Annotated in this window: 22 protein-coding genes and 2 tRNA genes; 14 read left to right on the top strand and 10 right to left on the bottom strand. The window is 41.3% G+C overall.

All coding sequences use genetic code 11. The features are described 5' to 3' along the window. Positions 1 to 84 precede the first annotated feature (84 nt). The 3 genes from G343_RS0101425 to yhaM are packed head-to-tail and all read left to right on the top strand — an operon-like array spanning position 85 to position 5,156. Positions 85 to 1,269, top strand: coding sequence for a metallophosphoesterase family protein (locus G343_RS0101425; protein WP_020006347.1), 1,185 nt, complete (start codon positions 85 to 87; stop codon positions 1,267 to 1,269). 7 nt (positions 1,270 to 1,276) lie between these two features. Then, entirely contained in the window at positions 1,277 to 4,204 is a 2,928-nt protein-coding gene (locus tag G343_RS0101420) for an ATP-binding protein (protein WP_020006346.1), read from the top strand. Positions 4,205 to 4,214: 10 nt separating this feature from the next. Next, a complete protein-coding gene (yhaM, locus tag G343_RS0101415) occupies positions 4,215 to 5,156 on the top strand; it encodes a 3'-5' exoribonuclease YhaM (protein ID WP_026366225.1) in 942 nt (313 codons plus the stop codon). 34 nt (positions 5,157 to 5,190) lie between these two features. Here yhaM and G343_RS0101410 read toward each other — a convergent pair whose 3' ends face one another. From G343_RS0101410 to G343_RS0101400, 3 genes are all read right to left on the bottom strand, one after another. Next, on the bottom strand, positions 5,191 to 6,273 hold the full coding sequence (locus G343_RS0101410; RefSeq protein ID WP_020006344.1) for a peptidylprolyl isomerase: 1,083 nt from the start codon (positions 6,271 to 6,273) through the stop codon (positions 5,191 to 5,193). Between the two features lie 93 nt (positions 6,274 to 6,366). Beyond that, positions 6,367 to 6,750: a YtxH domain-containing protein gene (locus G343_RS0101405; RefSeq protein ID WP_020006343.1), complete on the bottom strand. Its 384-nt coding sequence runs from the start codon at positions 6,748 to 6,750 to the stop codon at positions 6,367 to 6,369. 54 nt (positions 6,751 to 6,804) lie between these two features. Then, positions 6,805 to 7,233 carry an HIT family protein gene (locus tag G343_RS0101400; protein WP_020006342.1) on the bottom strand — a complete coding sequence of 143 codons (429 nt, stop codon included), beginning with the start codon at positions 7,231 to 7,233 and terminating at the stop codon, positions 6,805 to 6,807. Between the two features lie 85 nt (positions 7,234 to 7,318). Here G343_RS0101400 and G343_RS0101395 point away from each other — a divergent pair, with 85 nt between their 5' ends. Together G343_RS0101395 and G343_RS0101390 are read left to right on the top strand one after the other, a co-directional pair. After that, positions 7,319 to 8,059 (top strand): ABC transporter ATP-binding protein, encoded by a 741-nt coding sequence (locus tag G343_RS0101395; protein WP_020006341.1) that lies wholly within the window; start codon positions 7,319 to 7,321, stop codon positions 8,057 to 8,059. Beyond that, the gene (locus G343_RS0101390; protein WP_020006340.1) at positions 8,052 to 9,254 is read left to right on the top strand and encodes an ABC transporter permease; all 1,203 of its coding nucleotides are present in this window, start codon (positions 8,052 to 8,054) and stop codon (positions 9,252 to 9,254) included. The genes G343_RS0101395 and G343_RS0101390 overlap by 8 nt, the downstream gene beginning before the upstream one ends. Positions 9,255 to 9,267: 13 nt before the next feature. On the opposite strand, the gene G343_RS0101385 is transcribed toward G343_RS0101390, so the two are convergent. Further along, positions 9,268 to 9,804, bottom strand: a complete 537-nt coding sequence (locus tag G343_RS0101385; RefSeq protein WP_020006339.1) for a hypothetical protein — start codon at positions 9,802 to 9,804, stop codon at positions 9,268 to 9,270. Between the two features lie 165 nt (positions 9,805 to 9,969). Between G343_RS0101385 and hemE the strand changes: the two genes are divergently transcribed. The 4 genes from hemE to lplA all read left to right on the top strand — a co-directional run bounded on the left by hemE (position 9,970) and on the right by lplA (position 14,368). Then, the gene (gene hemE / locus G343_RS0101380; RefSeq protein ID WP_020006338.1) at positions 9,970 to 10,995 is read left to right on the top strand and encodes a uroporphyrinogen decarboxylase; all 1,026 of its coding nucleotides are present in this window, start codon (positions 9,970 to 9,972) and stop codon (positions 10,993 to 10,995) included. Positions 10,996 to 11,000: 5 nt separating this feature from the next. Further along, on the top strand, positions 11,001 to 11,918 hold the full coding sequence (gene hemH / locus G343_RS0101375) for a ferrochelatase (RefSeq protein ID WP_020006337.1): 918 nt from the start codon (positions 11,001 to 11,003) through the stop codon (positions 11,916 to 11,918). Positions 11,919 to 11,936: 18 nt separating this feature from the next. Continuing rightward, complete coding sequence (gene hemY, locus G343_RS0101370; protein ID WP_020006336.1) at positions 11,937 to 13,304, top strand: protoporphyrinogen oxidase; 1,368 nt, start codon at positions 11,937 to 11,939, stop codon at positions 13,302 to 13,304. 74 nt (positions 13,305 to 13,378) lie between these two features. Further along, the gene (lplA, locus tag G343_RS0101365) at positions 13,379 to 14,368 is read left to right on the top strand and encodes a lipoate--protein ligase (RefSeq protein ID WP_020006335.1); all 990 of its coding nucleotides are present in this window, start codon (positions 13,379 to 13,381) and stop codon (positions 14,366 to 14,368) included. A 52-nt stretch (positions 14,369 to 14,420) separates the two neighbouring features. Here the strand turns inward: lplA and G343_RS0101360 are convergent, their stop codons facing one another. After that, entirely contained in the window at positions 14,421 to 14,648 is a 228-nt protein-coding gene (locus G343_RS0101360) for a hypothetical protein (protein WP_020006334.1), read from the bottom strand. Between the two features lie 216 nt (positions 14,649 to 14,864). On the opposite strand from G343_RS0101360, the gene G343_RS0101355 reads away from it, so the two are divergent. The 3 genes from G343_RS0101355 to G343_RS0101345 all read left to right on the top strand — a co-directional run bounded on the left by G343_RS0101355 (position 14,865) and on the right by G343_RS0101345 (position 15,714). Then, on the top strand, positions 14,865 to 15,461 hold the full coding sequence (locus tag G343_RS0101355; RefSeq protein WP_020006333.1) for a competence protein ComK: 597 nt from the start codon (positions 14,865 to 14,867) through the stop codon (positions 15,459 to 15,461). Between the two features lie 88 nt (positions 15,462 to 15,549). Continuing rightward, positions 15,550 to 15,624 (top strand) — tRNA-Asn (locus tag G343_RS0101350). Between the two features lies 1 nt (position 15,625). Beyond that, a tRNA-Ser gene (locus G343_RS0101345) sits at positions 15,626 to 15,714 on the top strand. 124 nt (positions 15,715 to 15,838) lie between these two features. On the opposite strand, the gene G343_RS0101340 is transcribed toward G343_RS0101345, so the two are convergent. From G343_RS0101340 to G343_RS14920, 4 genes are all read right to left on the bottom strand, one after another. Beyond that, positions 15,839 to 16,858, bottom strand: coding sequence for a tyrosine-type recombinase/integrase (locus G343_RS0101340; RefSeq protein WP_020006332.1), 1,020 nt, complete (start codon positions 16,856 to 16,858; stop codon positions 15,839 to 15,841). Next, positions 16,855 to 17,316, bottom strand: a complete 462-nt coding sequence (locus G343_RS14135) for an ImmA/IrrE family metallo-endopeptidase (protein ID WP_020006331.1) — start codon at positions 17,314 to 17,316, stop codon at positions 16,855 to 16,857. Before G343_RS14135 ends, G343_RS0101340 begins: the two co-directional genes overlap by 4 nt. 88 nt (positions 17,317 to 17,404) lie before the next feature. Beyond that, positions 17,405 to 18,058, bottom strand: coding sequence for a DUF4352 domain-containing protein (locus G343_RS0101330; protein ID WP_020006330.1), 654 nt, complete (start codon positions 18,056 to 18,058; stop codon positions 17,405 to 17,407). Positions 18,059 to 18,142: 84 nt separating this feature from the next. After that, complete coding sequence (locus G343_RS14920) at positions 18,143 to 18,508, bottom strand: helix-turn-helix domain-containing protein (RefSeq protein WP_020006329.1); 366 nt, start codon at positions 18,506 to 18,508, stop codon at positions 18,143 to 18,145. Between the two features lie 140 nt (positions 18,509 to 18,648). On the opposite strand from G343_RS14920, the gene G343_RS0101320 reads away from it, so the two are divergent. Continuing rightward, positions 18,649 to 18,876, top strand: a complete 228-nt coding sequence (locus G343_RS0101320; protein WP_020006328.1) for a helix-turn-helix domain-containing protein — start codon at positions 18,649 to 18,651, stop codon at positions 18,874 to 18,876. 15 nt (positions 18,877 to 18,891) lie between these two features. Continuing rightward, the gene (locus G343_RS15810) at positions 18,892 to 19,023 is read left to right on the top strand and encodes a hypothetical protein (protein ID WP_020006327.1); all 132 of its coding nucleotides are present in this window, start codon (positions 18,892 to 18,894) and stop codon (positions 19,021 to 19,023) included. Here the strand turns inward: G343_RS15810 and G343_RS0101310 are convergent. Further along, positions 19,010 to 19,228, bottom strand: coding sequence for a hypothetical protein (locus G343_RS0101310; protein ID WP_020006326.1), 219 nt, complete (start codon positions 19,226 to 19,228; stop codon positions 19,010 to 19,012). The genes G343_RS15810 and G343_RS0101310 overlap by 14 nt on opposite strands. Positions 19,229 to 19,327: the final 99 nt, after the last annotated feature.

Here is a 19,327-nt window from a genome sequence, read left to right as displayed (position 1 = left end):
AAAGAGGTCTGCTTAAAGGGCCTCTTTCTTTTATTTTTTGGTATACTATACATAGACGATTTAATGAAAAGTCAGGTGAGATGAATGGTCAGTTTTATACACACAGCAGATCTGCATCTGGACAGCCCCTTCAAGTCCAGAGCGAAGATGCCTTCAGGGGTTCTGGAGGCACTGATGGAGAGTACATACAAAAGTGTGGGGAGGATGATTGATTTCGCGGTTGAACAGAAAGTGGATTTCATCGTTATTGCCGGTGATGTTTTTGATCAATCCAACCGTACTTTAAAGTCAGAAATATTCATGAGACGTCAGTTTGAGAGGCTTAAGGATAACGGGATTTTCGCTTTCGTGACACACGGCAACCACGATCCGCTGACTGACGGCTTCAAAACTAATTGGCCGGACAATGTTACTGTTTTTAAGGAAAATGTTGAAACCAATGAGTTGATCAGTTCAAAAGGTGAGAGGGTATTACTCCATGGGTTCAGTTATTTTCTGGATGATTCATATGAGAACAAACTGGATGACTATCCGGTCAATACTTTGAACGATGGTATTCATATCGGTATTTTGCATGGCACATATTCAAAGAGTACACATAAACACGAGCGGTATACCGAGTTTAACCTTGAAACTTTGAATGAAAAACTCTACCACTACTGGGCGCTTGGTCATATCCATCAGCGTGAACAGCTGAGTGATCTGCCGCCTATCAATTATCCCGGCAATATCCAGGGACGTCACAGAAATGAGTTTGGAGAAAAAGGTTTTCTTTATGTGGAGGGGGATGATGTCTATCTGGAATCGAGATTCGTCCCAGTACATGATGTCCTGTTTTCTGAGTACACACTGGATGTCAGCACATTGGAAAAACAGGACCTCTATCAGACGATTGTCGAATTCAAACACAGATTGAGGGAAAAAGGCAAGCAGATCATCCAGCTGACACTTTATCATGACGGTGATGAGGTGATTTCTGACAGTGATTTTGCCGAAGTCGTTGAACTGCTGAAAGAAGACGAACAGGATTTGAAGGATTTTGTCTGGATAGACAATCTTCGTCTTAATTTCATGCATCAGGACCAGATTGCACTTTTAAACGACATAAAAAGAAGCTATTCATCCAATGACGAATTGTTTAAAGAAGCGGTGAATTCGATGTACATGGATCCAAAGCTCAACCGCTATCTGCTGCCTATTCAGGAAATGGGAAAGGAAGCGCTGCTGGATGAAGGTGAAGAACGACTAAAAATGCTGATGAGGAAGTAGTGGGTATATGAAAATCACATCCCTGAATATATATGGCTACGGTAAAATTACAGAGACTGAGTTAAATACAGATCAGGATTTTGTGCAAATATTCGGCGAAAATGAAGCGGGTAAATCCACAATGCAGTCCTTTATACATTCGATACTCTTTGGTTTCCCTACCCGCAAGGAACAGGAGCCGAGAAGAGAACCCCGCATGCACAACCTTTACGGCGGCCGGCTGACTGTCGAATTCCCGGATGAGAACGGGCCCGTAGAGATAGAACGGATCAAAGGCAAGGTACAGGGGGACGTGAAGATCTACCTTGCAGATGGAACCGCAAGGGGGGAAGAATGGCTCAATAAAAAACTGAATTTTATCGATAAGAAGACATATCGGTCAATATTTTCATTCGATGTATTGGGCTTGCAGGATATTCATAAACATATGACTGAAGATAAACTTCAGGAATACCTGCTGAGAGCAGGGGCGCTGGGCTCGCATGAATATGACGAGATGTTAAGCGCCATTGATGAAGAACTTAAATCCATTTATAAGAAAAGCGGAATCAATCCAAAAGTGAATCAGGAACTTGAAGAAATATCCGGGATCAATGAAAAGATTAAACAGCTGGGTGAATATGAAGAACACTATAAGACGCTGATGAATGATAAAACCAAGACCGAAGAAAGTATAAACGCCAAAAAAGATGCCTTGTTCCAGCTTGAGAATATTCGGAAACAGAAAATGAAGGAAGTCATGTATCATAAAGATATTAAAGAATGGAAATCTTTAGAAGATAAGCTGAACATTGAGCCGGTTGTCTTTCCTGAGAATGGTGTTGAAAGATATGAATCACTAAAAAATCAACTTGAACAGACTGATAAAGATATCAGGCTTAGATCGGAAAAGCTGGAGGCGTTAAGGCAGGAGGCTGCTTCGATTGAACTGCCGGATCCGGAGCAGCTGTCCTATCTTGAGCAGATACAGAAAAGGGAACCGGATATTAAACAGAAGAACATGGAGTATACCAGGTTAAGCAATGCCAGAGATCACCTCGAAGAAGAAATTGGGCAGCTCAGAAAAGATATTGGCTGGCAGGAAGAACATGGGGATGTGGATGATTCCAATATTGTCAAAGACTCTGTTCAAACGCTGTTATCTAAGCTTGACGAAGCGGTTCTCGAGGAACAGTACCTTATCAGGGAAATCGATCATTTGAAGTCAGAAATAAAACAGTTTGACCAGGAGATAGAGCAGCTTGAGAAAGAACAGATCAGTGATGAACGTATTAAAGTGAAAAGAGAATTGATGGACCGTCAATTTGAACTGAAGGAAAAGGAGAAGATGTTCCAGCTGATCGAGAAAGACTATGAACGTGAAAAACGGGAGCGCGACAGGGTCAAGCGCGGTCAGTCCATTCTGATTATCGGCATCAGTGTCATTGCGCTGTTAATTGGTGTCTATTATATGTTTACACAGAACTGGCTGCTCGGCGGCGTATTTCTGGCAATCGGCATCGTGACATTGTTCCTGCTCATGCTGACCAATCAGAGTAATGATGATTCCCTTAAGCAGGATTACCAGAAGGAAGTCAGCGCGCTCGAAAATGAGATTGAAACCATCAAGCGCAATACTGATATCGATTTCGATCTCAACGAAGCAAGAGAATTGAAAATGGATTTGAAGACGCAGAAAACCAAGCGGATATCATCCAATGTAAAACTTGAAGAAATGAAGGAAGCACTCTCTCAAAAAGAAGCCCTTCATGATTCAGTGAACACTGACCTCCATCAAGTGAAACACGATTTGAAAGTGAATCCTAATATGGAGAATAAATACATTCTTGACGCCATCCATACGATCCGGGAGATAAAACAGAAGAGAAATCAGGTCATGAGACACAGCGTCGAGATGGATAATATCACCAGAGCACTTCAAAACTTTAAAGGTGAGATTAAGAACGGCATTGCGCATATGGGTATTCATTATGATGAAAATACAATCTTCTATGATGTCAAAAGTGAAATATCCAGGATGAATAATAACCAATCTCAATATGACAATGCCAATGAGCAGATTGCACTGCTTGAAAAAGAAATCAATGTGTTAAAAGAGACCCGCGAGTCCTCCAGGAGAGAAATTGACAAGCTGTTTGATTATGTGGATGCAGACGATGAGGAAGAATATTATTACTACGCCAGGAAACATGATGAATATCAAAGTAATATAGAGCAGTTTAAAGAACTGAGCACTAAGCTTGATGAGGAGCACTTTGATTATGATTCGAGAAGCGAACTCGCGAACTTCCTGCTCGCAGATCTCAAAGAAGAAGAAGAGACCATTACGTCCCAGATTGATGAGTTCAATGAAAAACTTCAGGGAGAACAAAAAGTGCTGGCTGACAAAAACGCCGAGATCAGCCACCTTGAGAGTGACGGTAAACTGAGTGAGCTGAACCACCAGTTTGAAATGCGAAAAAGCTATATACAGAGCCTGGCAAAAGAATATATGTCGCTGAATTATATCCGCATCCTTATAGAGACGCATATCAAGGCGATCAAGGACGAGCGGCTGCCGATTGTGATCGAAGAAGCCAGATCCATATTTGAGGATGTTACAAAAGGCAGGTATATTAATATCATCTATGATGAAAGCGGTATTCAGGTGCGCCACACCAATGGACAGATGTTCCATCCGCTGGAACTTTCACAGTCAACAAAAGAAATGCTGTACATCAGCCTGAGATTGAGTTTGATAAAAGCCCTTAAAGGGTACTATCAGCTGCCGTTGATCATAGACGACGCATTCGTCCACTTCGACAAGGAACGAAAGAAGATCATCATGGAATACCTCCGCAATAAAGTATCCGATCAGGTGATGTACTTCACTTGTAACCTGGATGCATCCATACCAACGCAACAGACAATCAAACTAAAAGAGAAAGTGAAATGAGGTGTCTCAGATTAATAATGTGGAGAAACTTAAACCGGGAGATTCGGTCGAGGCCTTCTACCTGATCAAAAGGAGCCAGCAGGGTGTAACTACACAGGGAAAACCGTATATGACACTGTATCTGCAGGATAAAACAGGGGAAATAGAAGCGAAACTCTGGACTGTGACGAAAGAAGATATGGAAGTCCTTAAACCCGAAACTTTGATTAAAGTGAAAGGCGATGTCATCGATTACCGCGGAAAGAAACAGATGAAGATCGCCGCTTTCAGAACAGCGGGTGATGAGGACGGTCTGAGTCCCAAAGATTTTGTTGAAAAGGCACCAATTGATGAAGAAACCCTTCATGAAAGTATTATGGATTACGTCATTAAAATTGAAAATGGGAGCCTGCAGAGAATCGTCAGGCAGATATTGAACAAATACAGAAAAGAATTTCTCTCGTATCCTGCAGCCATGACCTATCATCATGACTTCGTATCCGGCCTTGCCTACCATGTCCACTTCATGCTGAGGACTGCAGAGTCCCTGTGTGACATATATCCGTCACTCAACCGCAGCCTGTTATACAGTGCGATCATTCTGCATGATGTTGGCAAAGTCAAAGAGCTGACTGGACCTGTGGGTACCACCTACACCACAGAAGGTAATCTGATTGGTCACATTGTCATCGCAAGCGAAGAAGTGGCCAGGGTGGCCGAAGAGCTCAATATTGAAAGCGAAGAAGTGATGCTGCTTAAACATATGATTTTAAGTCATCACGGCAAGCTTGAATATGGTTCACCCAAACAGCCGATGCTCAAAGAGGCGGAGATACTTCATTATATTGATAATATCGACGCCCGGATGATGATGATGGACAAGCATCTGAATAAGGCGGATAAAGGACAGTTTACTGAGCGTCTGTTCCCGCTTGAAGGCAGATCGCTCTACAAACCGGAGTCGTTCGAATAAAAGAAGCCCGCTCATTTGTTGAGCGGGCTTCTTATTATTCTTCAGTGGACTCTTCTTCGGAAGAAGCCTCTTCAGTGGATTCTTCCGAAGACTCTCCGCCTGAACCTGAGCCTTGTTCTGTTGATTCTTCAGACTCCGGATTCAGGTAAGTATCTTCGATAAATGTCCTGATTTCTTCATTTTCGAATTCTGCATTGTATTCCTCAAGCACATCCCTGTAGAACTGAAGCACTTGATCCTGATTTTCCTGTATGCGCTGGTTGACAACCTGCTGTTTGATCGTCGGCAGGTCTTCTTCGATGTTTTCTTCTTCATGGCGTTTGATGATATGATATCCATTCTCTGATTGTACAGGTTCTGAAACTTCACCGGGTTCAAGTTCCCAGAGGGTGTTTTCAAATTCTTCCACCATTTGACCCTGCTGTACGTAACCCAGTTGCCCGTTGTTCTGAGCACTGCCCTGATCATCGGAGTTTTCTGAAGCGAGTTCTCCGAAGTCGGCACCGTTATCCAGTTCCTCTTTTAGAGAGTTGGCTTTTTCCTGAGCTTCTTCATCCGTCAGATCGCTTTGAGGCTGCTGCATTTGTTGCTGTTGCTGCTGTTGTTCGCCTTCTTCCGGCTGAACGCCAATCAGAATGTGGGAAGCTTCTCTGACTGAATCTATGGCTTCCTCATCCGTGATTTCAAATTGCTCCTGGAAAAACTGATCATGATATGCATTGTTAACGCGCTGTTGTTTATAATCTTCAACAGTCACGCCCGGCTGCTGCTGTTGAAGCATCATGGAAAACTGTTCTTCACCGCCCATCTGTTCAACCTGTTCGTCGACTTGAGACTCCACTTCCTCTACATCTACTTCGTCGCTGTATTTATCCTGCAGGATCGTATCCAATGTTAACTGGAATGTTTGATTGGCGACCTGATCCGTGCCAATTTGATTAAGTATATCGTCTGAGGTTACCTCTCCGGCATCACTTGTTGCAAGTACATCACCAAATTCTGTTTCACCGCTGTCGCTGCTTCCGTTCTCTGAATCCCCGCTGTCATTGCCTCCTGCGCAACCTGCAAGGCCAATCAGTCCGACACCGATGACAATCGGAGCTAGTTTTTTCTTCATTGCACAAATCTCCTTTAGTTTTAACTACAGATGTCAATATATCACAATATAACAGCGGGGTACAAATGATTGTACACCGCTGCTGAATGACAATTATTTAAACTTAAACTTAAAGTTATCCTGTATATTACTGACCGATTTCTGAATTTCTTCTCCGCGATTCTGGAGATTCTCCCCGTTCTCTTTAAGACGTTCAATATTCGGATTGATGTCAGCCTGGAAGTTATTGACCATTGTTTTAATTTCATCGCCCAGTGTTTTGAATACTTCCTGGGACTCATGCTTGGTTGTCAGGAATGATGATTTGACTTCACCAGCTTCAATCTTCAATTGGTTCATTTGGGATTTCATGCTGTCTGAATTTGATCTGAGGGAGGACTGGAGGTCGCTGCCTGATTTGGGTGCGTTTAATACTGCAATCAGGGCGCCCCCGGTGACACCAACAAGAAATCCGATGCCAAGGTTTTTAATTTTCATTTGATTTTCACGTCCTTTAGCTGTTTATAGAATATTACCCGTAGATTATATCAGTTATACATCGAGTTTATCTTTGAGCATCTGTTCAATCTCTTTCTTTTCTTCGTCGGAACGTTCATTCGGGTCCTGATTCCACTGGTAGCCAAATCCGTCGTACTCATTTTCATATCTCGGCACCAGGTGGAAATGGATATGATAAACCGATTGGGAAGCGAAAGATCCATTGTTCTGAATAACATTAAGGCCGGCGGGTTCAAATGCATCTTTAACCGCATTCGCCACTTTAGTAATGATTTTCATCAGATGGGCACCCGTCTCTTCATCCAAATCATATATATTTTCAATCGGTTTTCTCGGGACAACCAGAGTATGCCCTTTGGACAGAGGGAAAGCATCCATGAATGCGATGCAAATGTCATCTTCATATACGATATTTCCAGGGATTTCACCGTCTGCTATTTTTTCAAAAACTGTTTTGCTCATTCATTGTACCTCCATTGTATTGATATGATATATTTGTTTAATATAAGTATACAAATATTTGATTATAAATAAAAGGAAGTCGGTTATGGTACTCAAAATTAACCATCTGACAGGCGGTTATTCTAAAACCCCTGTGATACATGATATTTCCATGAACATTGAAAAAGGTGAAATAGTTGGGCTCATCGGCCTTAATGGTGCGGGAAAGAGTACAACCATCAAGCATATATTAGGGCTCCTGAGGCCGCATTCGGGTGAAATACGGGTCAGTGGCATGACTATGGCGGATGATGCTGAAAATTACAGAAGACAGCTCGGCTATATCCCGGAGGCCCCTGTACTCTACGAAGAGCTGACCCTGAAAGAACATATCCAGATGACTGCAATGGCATATGGCATTGATGAAGACATTGCGCTTGGACGGGCAGACGAGCTTTTAAAAATTTTCAGGCTAAAGACGAAGATGGATATGTTTCCGACGCATTTTTCCAAGGGGATGAAGCAGAAAGTGATGTTGATATGTGCGTTCCTGGCGAAACCGGAATTGTACATTATCGATGAACCTTTTTTGGGACTGGATCCTTTAGGCATAGATTCTCTGATTGACCTGATGATCAACGAACGGTCACAGGGCAGATCCATACTGATGAGTACTCACATTCTGGCGACCGCCGAGAAATATTGTGACCGTTTCGCCATTATCGATAACGGAAAAATGATCACAGTCGGTACGCTGGATGAACTGAGGGAAGAGTTTGGCATGGCGGATAAAAACCTGGATGAAGTATATCTCGAAATTACAGGAGGCAGCAGAGAAAATGCCTGATCACCTTTTTAAACCGAGGATGAATGAGGATATCAGTCGAAGGAGTTATTATGGCAAGTTCATATTCAACAGTCATTTCCTGATTTTTCTTACCATCGCTGCCGGTGTCTTCCTATACACACTGCTGGGTGCACTGCAGACGATTGAATATTCCATCTGGCTGGATATCACGGCAGCACTCATCATGAGTCTGCTGGTTTTACCGGGCTACAGATCACTGTTGAAAGAAGCGGACGGATTATTCCTCCTTCCCTACGAAAAGCGGATGGGAGGTTATTTTAAAAATGCGGACAGATATTCATTGTCATTGAGCGTTATGAAGCCTGTAATCGGCGGGGCTGTCGCTGTACTTATTCTTTCTTCAGGTCATGACCTGCCTGCAGTCATTGTTTTTGCAATCATATCAGCACTGTTCTACATGGCGAACTTCCATATCAGAAAAAATGCAATTAATACAGATTTATCAAATGTAACACTGCTGGTTACAGTTTTTGTGATGAATATACTGAGTCTCTTCCTCATTCTTCAGCATGTACTGTGGGTCATTCTGCCTGTTACTCTCACATATGCATTATCACTTTATGTCAAAAGCAGGAGTCACAAGGTTTTGGATTGGAATGCTTTCATCGAATATGAAGAAGTCCAGCTGAACCGTTACTACAGAAATGTTTCACTGTTTACCAATGTAAGTCATGTGGATAAACAGTTCAAAAGAAGAAAGTATTTGGACCGCCTGCTGTGGAAACCGAAAGGGAAAGCGTTCAACAAAGAAAATATGTACGAGTTTCTTTTCTACAGGACATTTGCAAGGGATCATGATCTGCCCATGATTATACTGCGACTGATTATTATCTTTGCTGTTGTGATGATATGGATCTCCAATCTTTATCTGTCTGTGATCATTGTGCTTTTCGGCATTTATATCATCGTCCTGCAGTTGTCCCAGATCTACACCGCCCAGGCTTATCTGCTGTGGCCAAAAGTATGGCCGGTGAAGCGGGAGTATATCCAGGAGAGTTATATTGCATATTCTCATAAACTCGTTTTCGTTATTTCCTTGATTTTTGCGATAATTTTTACAGTCGTGCATCCGGTGTATTTCTATGCAGCAACTGTATTTCCACTATGGGGCTATCTGATAAACAGAGTGCTCAGCAAAGGGGTATACAAAAAGGAAAAAGAACTAAGCGACTGATCGTTTCTGTCGCTTAACTCCTCTCTTCATCATATGGATCAGATTCCACATTCTCCTCGAGCGGCATATATATTTTCGAAGTGATGGTCTCCTGGAATAGGGATTCGGCGGTTCTGAACCGTTTCAATACTTTTGCACTCAGATAATCGCTGTAATCCGCCGTGTCTTTAAAGTCATTATAGGTAGAGGCAGCAGCCCATTGGATCAATGCGATAAAAGTACTGTCCTCAACAGACTCCCCGATTCTTACGGCCTGGGCCCCCCTGACATTTTGAACCACACTATACAATTCCGAAAGATGCGCTGTTATACTTTCGCGCTTGTCGCTGGCTACCGGGATGGTGTGTACTGATGTGGTGTTATTTTCTTCCAGAACGCCAAAAGATCTGATCAATGAAAATGTGCGCCTTGTTTTGAAAACAGATGATTCACTGCCGTCTTCATAATATAAAAGTGCTTCATGGCCGATTGCTGCAATATTTACTTCGGGATGCGCTTTTTTCAGGCTTTTTAGATAGGAGACTGTCCCTGTTGTCAAATGTAAATTCATTATGTTCACCTCGTATATCGTTCTTGATCATATATACCTTTCCCAATTATCGGTTAAACACAATTGAAATGAATCAAATTTTTGACATTCTTAAAGTTAACAATAATTATTATAAACAATATGTTAGAATGTTGAGTGATATACAGAATATTGGAGGAAAATATATTGTTCAATGATACGATCATCAAAGCGGCGAGGGGAGAAAAGACGGAGTATACACCTGTGTGGTTCATGAGACAGGTCGGCCGCAGCCAGCCGGAATATAACAAAGTTAAAGAAAAATACTCCCTTATGGAAATTACGCATCAGCCTGAGCTGACAGCTTATTTAACGGCGACTCCAGTGGAAAACTACAATGTTGATGCAGCGGTTCTTTATAAAGATATCGTTTCGCCTCTGGCGCCAATCGGCATGGATGTTGAGATAAAAAAAGGTGTGGGACCGGTCATACACAATCCGATCCGCAATATCGATGATGTGGAAAAACTCGGTGAACTTGACCCATATAAAGACCTCGATTATGTCTGCAAAACGATAAAAATACTGACTGAAGAGAAATTGAATGTACCGCTGATCGGTTTTTGCGGTGCGCCATTCACTGTGGCGAGCTACATGATTGAAGGCGGACCGTCCAAAAATTACCATAAAACAAAAACGATGATGTACAATCAGCCCGATACTTGGTTTAAGCTGATGGATAAGCTGACAGATATGAGTATTCGCTATTTGACCGCCCAGGTTGAATCCGGAGCGAAAATGATTCAAATTTTCGATTCCTGGGGCGGCGCATTGAACAAAAATGATTACGGATATTATCTTTCTCCATCCATGAACCGGATTATTGATGCGGTCCGCAAATTGGGTGTACCGGTTATCGTGTTTGGCATCGGTGCCTCGCATCTGATTCCTGAATGGAACAGTTTGGACATGGATGTCATGGGACTCGACTGGAGAACATCCATTGAGGAAGCCAGAGCACTTGGTGTCGGCAAGGCCCTGCAGGGCAACCTGGACCCGGCGCTTCTGCTTGCTGACTGGGAGGTCATTGAAAAACAGACAAAAGAAATATTGGATCAGGGCGGAAACGCAGGTCATATATTTAATCTGGGACACGGGGTATTTCCGGAAGTGAGCCCCGACACACTGAAAAAGTTAACGGCTTTTGTACATCAATACAGTAAAGGAAAGTGAACCAAATGACAGAGAAAAAAGGATTATTGGTAATGGCGTACGGTACGCCTTACAAAGAAGAAGATATTGAACCGTATTACACGCACATCAGGCATGGCAGGAAGCCCTCCGAAGAAGCCCTCCAGGATTTGAAGGACCGGTACGAGGCAATCGGAGGTATATCACCTCTGGCTGACACAACCAAAAGGCAGGCTGAAGCACTGGCTGCACAGTTGAATAATTCTCAAAAAGAAGTGCAGTATGAGTTGTTCATTGGACTTAAGCATATTGATCCTTTTATCGAGGATGCGGTTGAATCCATGAATAATCATGGCATTAAAGAGGCGGTTTCAGTAGTACTGGCACCGCACTATTCCGATTTTTCAGTCGGGACCTATAATGAACGGGCTAAGAGCGAGGCTGAAAAATATGGCATCGAGGTTAAATCTGTTGAGTCATTTTATGAGCAGGCGCCGTTTATCGATTTCTGGACTCAGGCTGTAAAATCATCATTAAATGAAATCCCTGTTGAAGAGCGGGATGAAACAGCAACCATCGTGAGTGCACACAGTCTGCCCGAGAAGATAAAAGAACATAATGATCCATACCCGGATCAGCTTGAAGAGACAGCACGCCTGGTTAAAGCGCATGCAAATCTTGAAAACGTCCATATCGGATGGCAGTCTGAAGGAAATACACCGGATCCGTGGCTCGGCCCGGATGTTCAGGATCTGACGAAGGAGCTGTATGATACCTACGGCTACAAGCATTTTATCTATCTGCCTCTGGGATTTGTATGTGAACATCTCGAGGTGCTTTACGACAATGATTATGAGTGTAAAGTCGTTTGTGACAACGTGGGCGCAGGGTATCACAGGCCTGAGATGCCGAACACGGACGAGAGATTTATACAGGCAATGATTAACGAAATCAACAGACTCTAGAAAAGAAGGCGGATTACAGTGAAGAAAGCAGCAGTTATCGGAGCAGGGATCACAGGTCTGGCAACAGCTTATTATCTTTCTGAACATGAAGGAATCGAAGTGGATTTGTATGAAAAAACGGATCGTGCCGGAGGTAAGATCCGAACATATCAAAAAGATGGATTCACGATTGAACTTGGGCCTGAATCATACCTGGCGCGCAAAGAGATTATGACAGAGCTAGCCTCAGCAATCGGCATGGAAGGGGAACTGGTCAGAAACTCCACAGGTCAATCCTACATCTATGCAAACAAAAAACTATCAGCACTGCCGAGGGGAGCAGTACTCGGCGTCCCTACGGAACTCGGCCCTTTCCTTGCCACTGATCTGGTGTCAGTACCGGGCAAGATAAAAGCGGGCAAGGATCTGATTAAAAAGCCCGGGCCGCTTTACACGGATGTTTCGGTGGGAAGGTTCTTCAGAAGAAGACTTGGTGATGAGGTCCTTGAAAACATGATAGAACCACTGCTTTCAGGAATCTATGCGACCAATATCGATGAACTGAGTCTGATGTCTACCTTCCCTTACTTCAAGGAAAGAGAAGATAAATATGGCAGTCTGATCAAAGGTGCCATTGCCGAAAAACCCGTGTCATCCCACAGTAAAACAAAAAAACAGGGGCAGTTTCTGCAATTTAGAAATGGCCTGCAATCGTTTATCGACCAGCTTTTGAAGACTGTACAGAAAAAAGGCGTAAATACCCATTTTAATGCGGATGTTGAGTCAATTACTAAAGCGGATGGCGTTTATTCCGTGACAGTGAATAATGAAACAAAACGTTATGATAATGTCGTTGTAACCGTTCCGCATTTCCAATATAAGAGATGGTTCGATGATTTTCCGCTAGAATACTTCAAACATATGGAAGCGACCAGTGTTGCCACTGTCGTTATGGCATTTGACAGTGCCCAGGTTAAAAATGATATAGACGGCACCGGGTTTGTTGTAGCCAAAAAAATGGATACTGCAATTACAGCCTGTACCTGGACGAATAAAAAGTGGAAGCATTCCACACCAGAAGGAAAAGCCCTTTTAAGGGCATATGTCGGACGGCCGGGCGACTTCATTGTTCAAGAAAAAACTGACGAGGAAATCATTCGTCTTGCCAGGAAAGATCTTGATAAGATCATGGATATCGAAGGGAAACCTGAATTTTCAATCGTTACCAAACTTGAGCAATCGATGCCCCAGTATAAAACAGGTCATAAATCGAGGATCGATGCTGTGCATAAGTATATGGCAGACAATTATCCCGGTCTGTACCTGACAGGCGCTTCGCATTACGGTGTCGGCCTGCCTGATTGTGTCAGGCAGGCGAAAGAAACTGCAGACTATATCATCAGGTGAACGGAATATATGTAAAGTCATGACCAGAATGTTATTATGATAATATCTGGTTATTTTTAAAAGGAGGAATCCGTTTGAAATTTATATCTAATAAAAACATCACAGACCCAATGGTAAATTTAGCGATGGAAGAATATGTACTCCGTGAAATCCCGACCGATGATTCATATTTCCTCTTCTATGTGAATCAGCCGTCCATCATCATTGGGAAAAATCAGAACACCTTTGAAGAGATTAATGAGCCATACATTAAAGAAAACAACATTAAGGTTGTCAGACGTGTTTCCGGCGGCGGGGCAGTCTATCATGATGAAGGCAATTTGAACTTCAGTTTTATCACCGAAGATGATGGAAACAGTTTTCACAATTTTTCACGTTTCACGAAACCGATTGTGGACGCATTGAATGATATGGGAATTCCGGCTGAATTATCGGGACGGAATGATCTGGAAATCAAAGGTAAAAAAGTATCGGGCAATGCCATGTTCACCCAGAAGGGCAGGATGTTCTCGCACGGTACACTGATGCTTGACAGTAATGTTGGAGAGGTGCAGAATGCACTGAAAGTCAATCCTAAAAAAATTGAATCCAAAGGAGTTAAATCCGTCAGAGGACGTGTGGGCAATATCAGTGATTTCCCCGAAGGCCAAATCGAAATGGAAGACTTTAAACGCAAAATTCTGGCATATATATTCGATGGAGAAGAGAATATCGAAGAATACGTTCTGTCTGATGAAGACTGGGAAAAGATCAATAAATTGTCAGAGGAAAAATATCAGACATGGCAATGGAACTATGGTAAGAATCCGAAGTACAATTACAACGTTTCCCATAAATTTGATGCTGGATTACTGGATGTCAGATTGAACGTCAAGAAAGGCAGAATTGAAAATGCTAAAATCTTTGGCGATTTCTTCGGTGTCGGTGAAGTGGATGTAATCGAGGAGAGACTGAGCGGAGCCGAACACAATAAGGCAGCGATTGACAAAGCACTTGAAGACGTTGATATCAGTCATTATCTAGGTAAAATTACAAAAGACGAGCTGCTGGATCTCATCGCTTAAAATAAGCTGACTTTACCTTATGTACCTGGTACAAAAGTAAAGTCAGCTTCTATTATTGCGCTTCATCATTAGTATCTTCATCAGTCAGTTCCTTTAGCAAGTTGGTATATTTCATGAATTTTTCTTCATCTTTTTCCAGCAGAGCTTCCTCAACTTTTTCAGAATATAATTTATGATTATACTCATCCATTGCTTCCTGTAACAGCAATTCAGCAGAGAGGTCGTTAATTGTGTTGATGAAGACGCGCAACTGGTTCACCGGGTAGACTTGTTTATTCATACCGTTTTCCCCCTTCAACATTTTTGTTGTTATAAATTATATAACACGTTTCAGCTTTGGTCAAACAGTGTTTTGAATTTTTTGACTATTTATTTATGTAATATTACATTTAAAATTTTATAATTAACATAACTTTTAACATTATAATATAATAGTTAACAAAAATTAAATAATGTGATATTATGAAATTAGAATATTTTAACAGGGAGGGAAACTATGAACCGTCTCCAGTATCAAATTCATGAAGAGACAATGTACATCACAGCTTTTAATAACAAAAGCAGCATAGAAAGCACGATAGGGGAAACATACGGAGACAGCCTGGAATGCAGGTTGACGCCGAATAAGATTATAGAAAGGAATTGCAGGAATCATTCCCAAAACTATGCATCAAGAAAAGATCTGACAAAAACATTGACGAATATTTCCAGCAAGATCCCGGTGATCATCGATCTGTTTGGATCTTACATATACTTTTGTACCCATTCAGACCGGGTGCCTGAGAACAATTGGTTCAATATTAAACACATTCAGTCCTATTGGGATGACAAGGGGAACACACGGGTTCAATTCTCGAATAATGAAGAACTGGAAATCGATATTTCATATGCTTCTTTCAATAATCAATATTTGAATGCCTTGAAATTACATTATAGGTTTAACCAGCAGAAAGAAAGATATCAGAAAAAAGAAATGGCCATGCAGTTTCAGTACCCGGCGATGGCGAATCGCGAAGCCACTCATGTCAATGAAACAATCTACCATTCATATATTAATTATATCAATGGGCTGCAGAGCAGGAACCGGGTGTAAATTTCATATAAATTCTAATATGAAACGGTTGAAATCATCTGTGGAAATCGATATAATTATAAATGTTCGATTGAAAAATTAACATTGTTCCACAGTAGCTCAGCGGTAGAGCTATCGGCTGTTAACCGATCGGTCGTAGGTTCGAGTCCTACCTGTGGAGCCATGGAGATGTACTCAAGTGGCTGAAGAGGCGCCCCTGCTAAGGGTGTAGGTCGGTTTTGCCGACGCGAGGGTTCGAATCCCTCCATCTCCGCTTACATAATAATTTGTTTTAACTTAAACCCCTTCAAACGTTGATTTGACGGGGTTTTTATTTTTGGCCTCGTTGTATAAAGGGTATTAATTGGGATTAGTTTGGTCAATATCTGGTCAATCTATCACATACCCCCTAGGAGTACCAAAGTTTTTTCATTGTCTTCCTGATAATGTTCTTTCAGCAGGTGACTGTATACCTGCGTAGTGATACTAATATTTTTATGCCCCAATCTTTGGCTGATGTAATAAATGGATACACCTTGAGACAACAAAAAGCTACAGTGGGTATGTCGCAAACTATGCAATGTTTTATGTTCTGGAATCTTTAAGCGCTTCTTAGCATGATTGAATGTCTTTTCAACTGCATTGTAGGACAGACCAAAAATTGGTTCATGCAGAGAAATGGAGCGCTGGGATAATAGTTTTTTAACGTGATTCATATCTGATTCAGATATATCTATGGTACGATTTGATGTTTCTGTTTTAGTGCCTGGTAAGTGGATGGTATTTTTCTGTAGATCCTTATATTGCAGATGATTGATTTCGCTGAATCGAGCCCCGGTACATATTAATAGGTAGATAAACAACGCGCTGCGACTGTCATATTGTTTAATATCGTTTTTCAGCGCTTTATATTGATTGATTTCCATGTATTTTTCATGATCTGGCTGGGTCGGTACTTTACCGTACACTTTAGTGTTCCATGCGGGGTTCCGATAGATCAACCCATCGTGTACTGCATGTTCCAGACAAGCTTTAACTGCATTATGGACCTTCCTCACCGATTCCTTTGTATGATCTTTGGCATAATGATTAATAAACTCTTGGTATTCGATACTGGTTAAATCTTTGATTCGCTTGTTTTGGGGAAAATACGATTCAATTAACCGTAGTGCATTTTTATAGTTATCGAGCGTTTTATCTGTGACTCGCTCCTCCTTATTTGCAGTTACCCATCTCTCGTAATACTCATGCAGGAGTACATTGGATGATGCATCTATACCGTGTGACACTTCGTTTAATATTTTTCTGATTTCGGCGTCAGCAGCACTTTTTTTCTTGATCCCTTGCTTTCGGTACCGCCTACCATTGTACCTAAAATCATATTTATATGTACCTTCCGGTTGTTTAATCGGTTTCATCTCATCACTCCATAATTAACATTTTGTAGCCTAGTCTGCTCGATCAACATCTCAATACGATGTAAAGCCATATCGATAGGTACATTAAAATAATTAGCGACTTCTTGAACCTCATACAATTCATGCCGTCTAATTAGCTTTTCAGGCATCATCAAGAGTAGTGCAAACTTGGCTGCTTCTGCCTCCTGCTTCATATTGAAAGCGTAGGGCATCATATTCTGATTGGTACAATGAAGAAACATATGCCCGGCCTCATGACAAAATGCCCGCCACATATCAAATGCATCACCAATTTTTACTGCAATAACATCTACACCTTTTTTACTGAAATAGAAATTCGCATTGTGGTTATATAAAATATGCGTAGAAAACATATAAGATAAATAATGGATATTTAAATCCAACTGATCCGTAATGCAACACTCTACAATCTCATTCACTTTACTTTCGATTCGCATAAAACCTCCTGAAATAGAACGTATGTTCGGTATTTAGTTTAAAAAATGACTGACCACGGGTATAGTACTAGTGGTCAGCTAGTTGATATTATTGAAGATTAATTTTGCCTGTTTGGGTGCCAAAGATACCTTCTTGAACTTCTAATACTTTTTCTGGGTTATCCGCATTTGTTTGACTCACATCAAATACTATTTTCCCACTCAATGTGCTTCCTGGATTTAGATTTTCCAAGAAGAATGAGTTTACAATTTCGCCGTTTTCATTTTGGTTCGCAGTCATTGAAGCTTCTGAATCAGCATCAAAAGTTGCGCCGTCAATAAGTAATTTGAAATAGGTAGAATCCACTGTTACTGCTTCATCTCCATTATTAGTAACCGTGAGATCTACAACAATAAACGTTTCATTTGCAGTCGTAGGGAAAGCAGAAGGGCCAACTTGTGATGCAGTAGTTATTTCGTTCACAGTATATGACATGTTACCCACATCAACTTTCTCACCGATTGCACCATCAGGCGCTTCAGTATCTTCTTCTGTAGATTCTTCTGATGTTTCTTCTTCAGTGCTTTCTTCTGTCGTATCTTCTGATGCTGTCGTTTCTGATTCAGTGTTAGATTCATCTGTACTCGAAGTATCTTCGCCGCCGCCACTAAATGCAGCAGTACAAGCACCAAACAGAATAAGTACACCAATAATGATGACTACCCACTTCAGGCATCCACCTTTCTTTTTCTCTTTTGCCACGTAAAAGCCCCCTAAAATAAGTATTTAACCCCAGTTATGTATGATAATGGAATTATTATTTATAAATAAAAGGGAAGTCAATCCCTATTTATCTCTTTTCTTTTGGTCGAGTATGTAATTCAAAAAATCATCGACCTGTTTTTTTACGGCCTCTTTCTCTTCTTCTGGCAAGTTGTCGAAACCTTCCTTATCGGAAAACATTAAAGCTTCCGCATCCTCGAAGGGGTCGTCAGCAGCTTGTCTTGGTTGTCTGCCGTACAATTCATCTAATGAAATTTCTAACACGTCAGCAAGCTTTACTTGTGTTTCAGTATCAGGAGTTCTTTGGGAGCTCTCATATCGAGATAGAACAACATTAGACACATCTATTTTGTCAGCTAAATCTTTTTGAGTTAGCCCCCTTATTTTACGATAATGTTTTATTTGTTTACCTAAGTCACTATCACCCATAAGATCACTCCTTTATATACTTCAATGTTACCACAACGGTAAAAGATAATTAATTTCCGATTTGGAAATAAAATCTATTGACTTACCTTTATGGTAATGTTAATCTATGGTTACCAGATAGGTAAGAGAGGTGAAAACATATGGTAGGAGAAAAAATTAATATCAGAAGAATCAAAGAAGAAAGAGTCGCAAAAGGTTTTTCAATTTCGGAAATGTCTGAAGCGTTGGGGTATCAGAGTTATGTTGCCTATTATCGCAAGGAAGAAGGGCAAAGGCGTTTTAGTACAAATGATGTTGCGAAGATAGCCGAAAAGCTTGATTTGGATTTAGATAAAATTTTTTTAGATGATAAGTTGACAAATCGGTAATTGTGGAGGCATAACATGAAGAACTTATTAGTAGGAGCAACACTCTCAATCACAGTTGCAGCTGTAATCAAGAGAGTTACTGAAATACAGAGTCAAATTGATGTTTTAGCTACAGAGGTTACAACACTTAAAGTTACTCAAAAGTGATGTGATTTCCAGAAACAGTGACTTTATAACCTTGTTTCTCGGCTTCACTTTTAATTTCATCTGGAGACATTTCGTATCTTCCAGCATCAATAGAAGCTTTAGGCTCTTCGTTTTTGTGGGATACTTTGAAATTCGCTTGAAGTGTTTCATCAAGTTTCTTCCATCCAAGTAAAGGTCTCTGGTTATCAGGTTTTGGACTAAGCATTATCTCACCTCCCTCCTATAAGGAAGATTATACCAAAAGAAAGGAAGTATCAAATGGAGCAATTGCAAGTATTTGAACAGAATGGAGAACTTTATACAG

The organism is Salinicoccus albus DSM 19776 (genome assembly GCF_000385175.1).
Classification (GTDB): domain Bacteria; phylum Bacillota; class Bacilli; order Staphylococcales; family Salinicoccaceae; genus Salinicoccus; species Salinicoccus albus.
The sequence above is the reverse complement of the archived record's forward strand: the minus strand, read 5'-3'. Positions and strand labels throughout refer to the sequence as shown.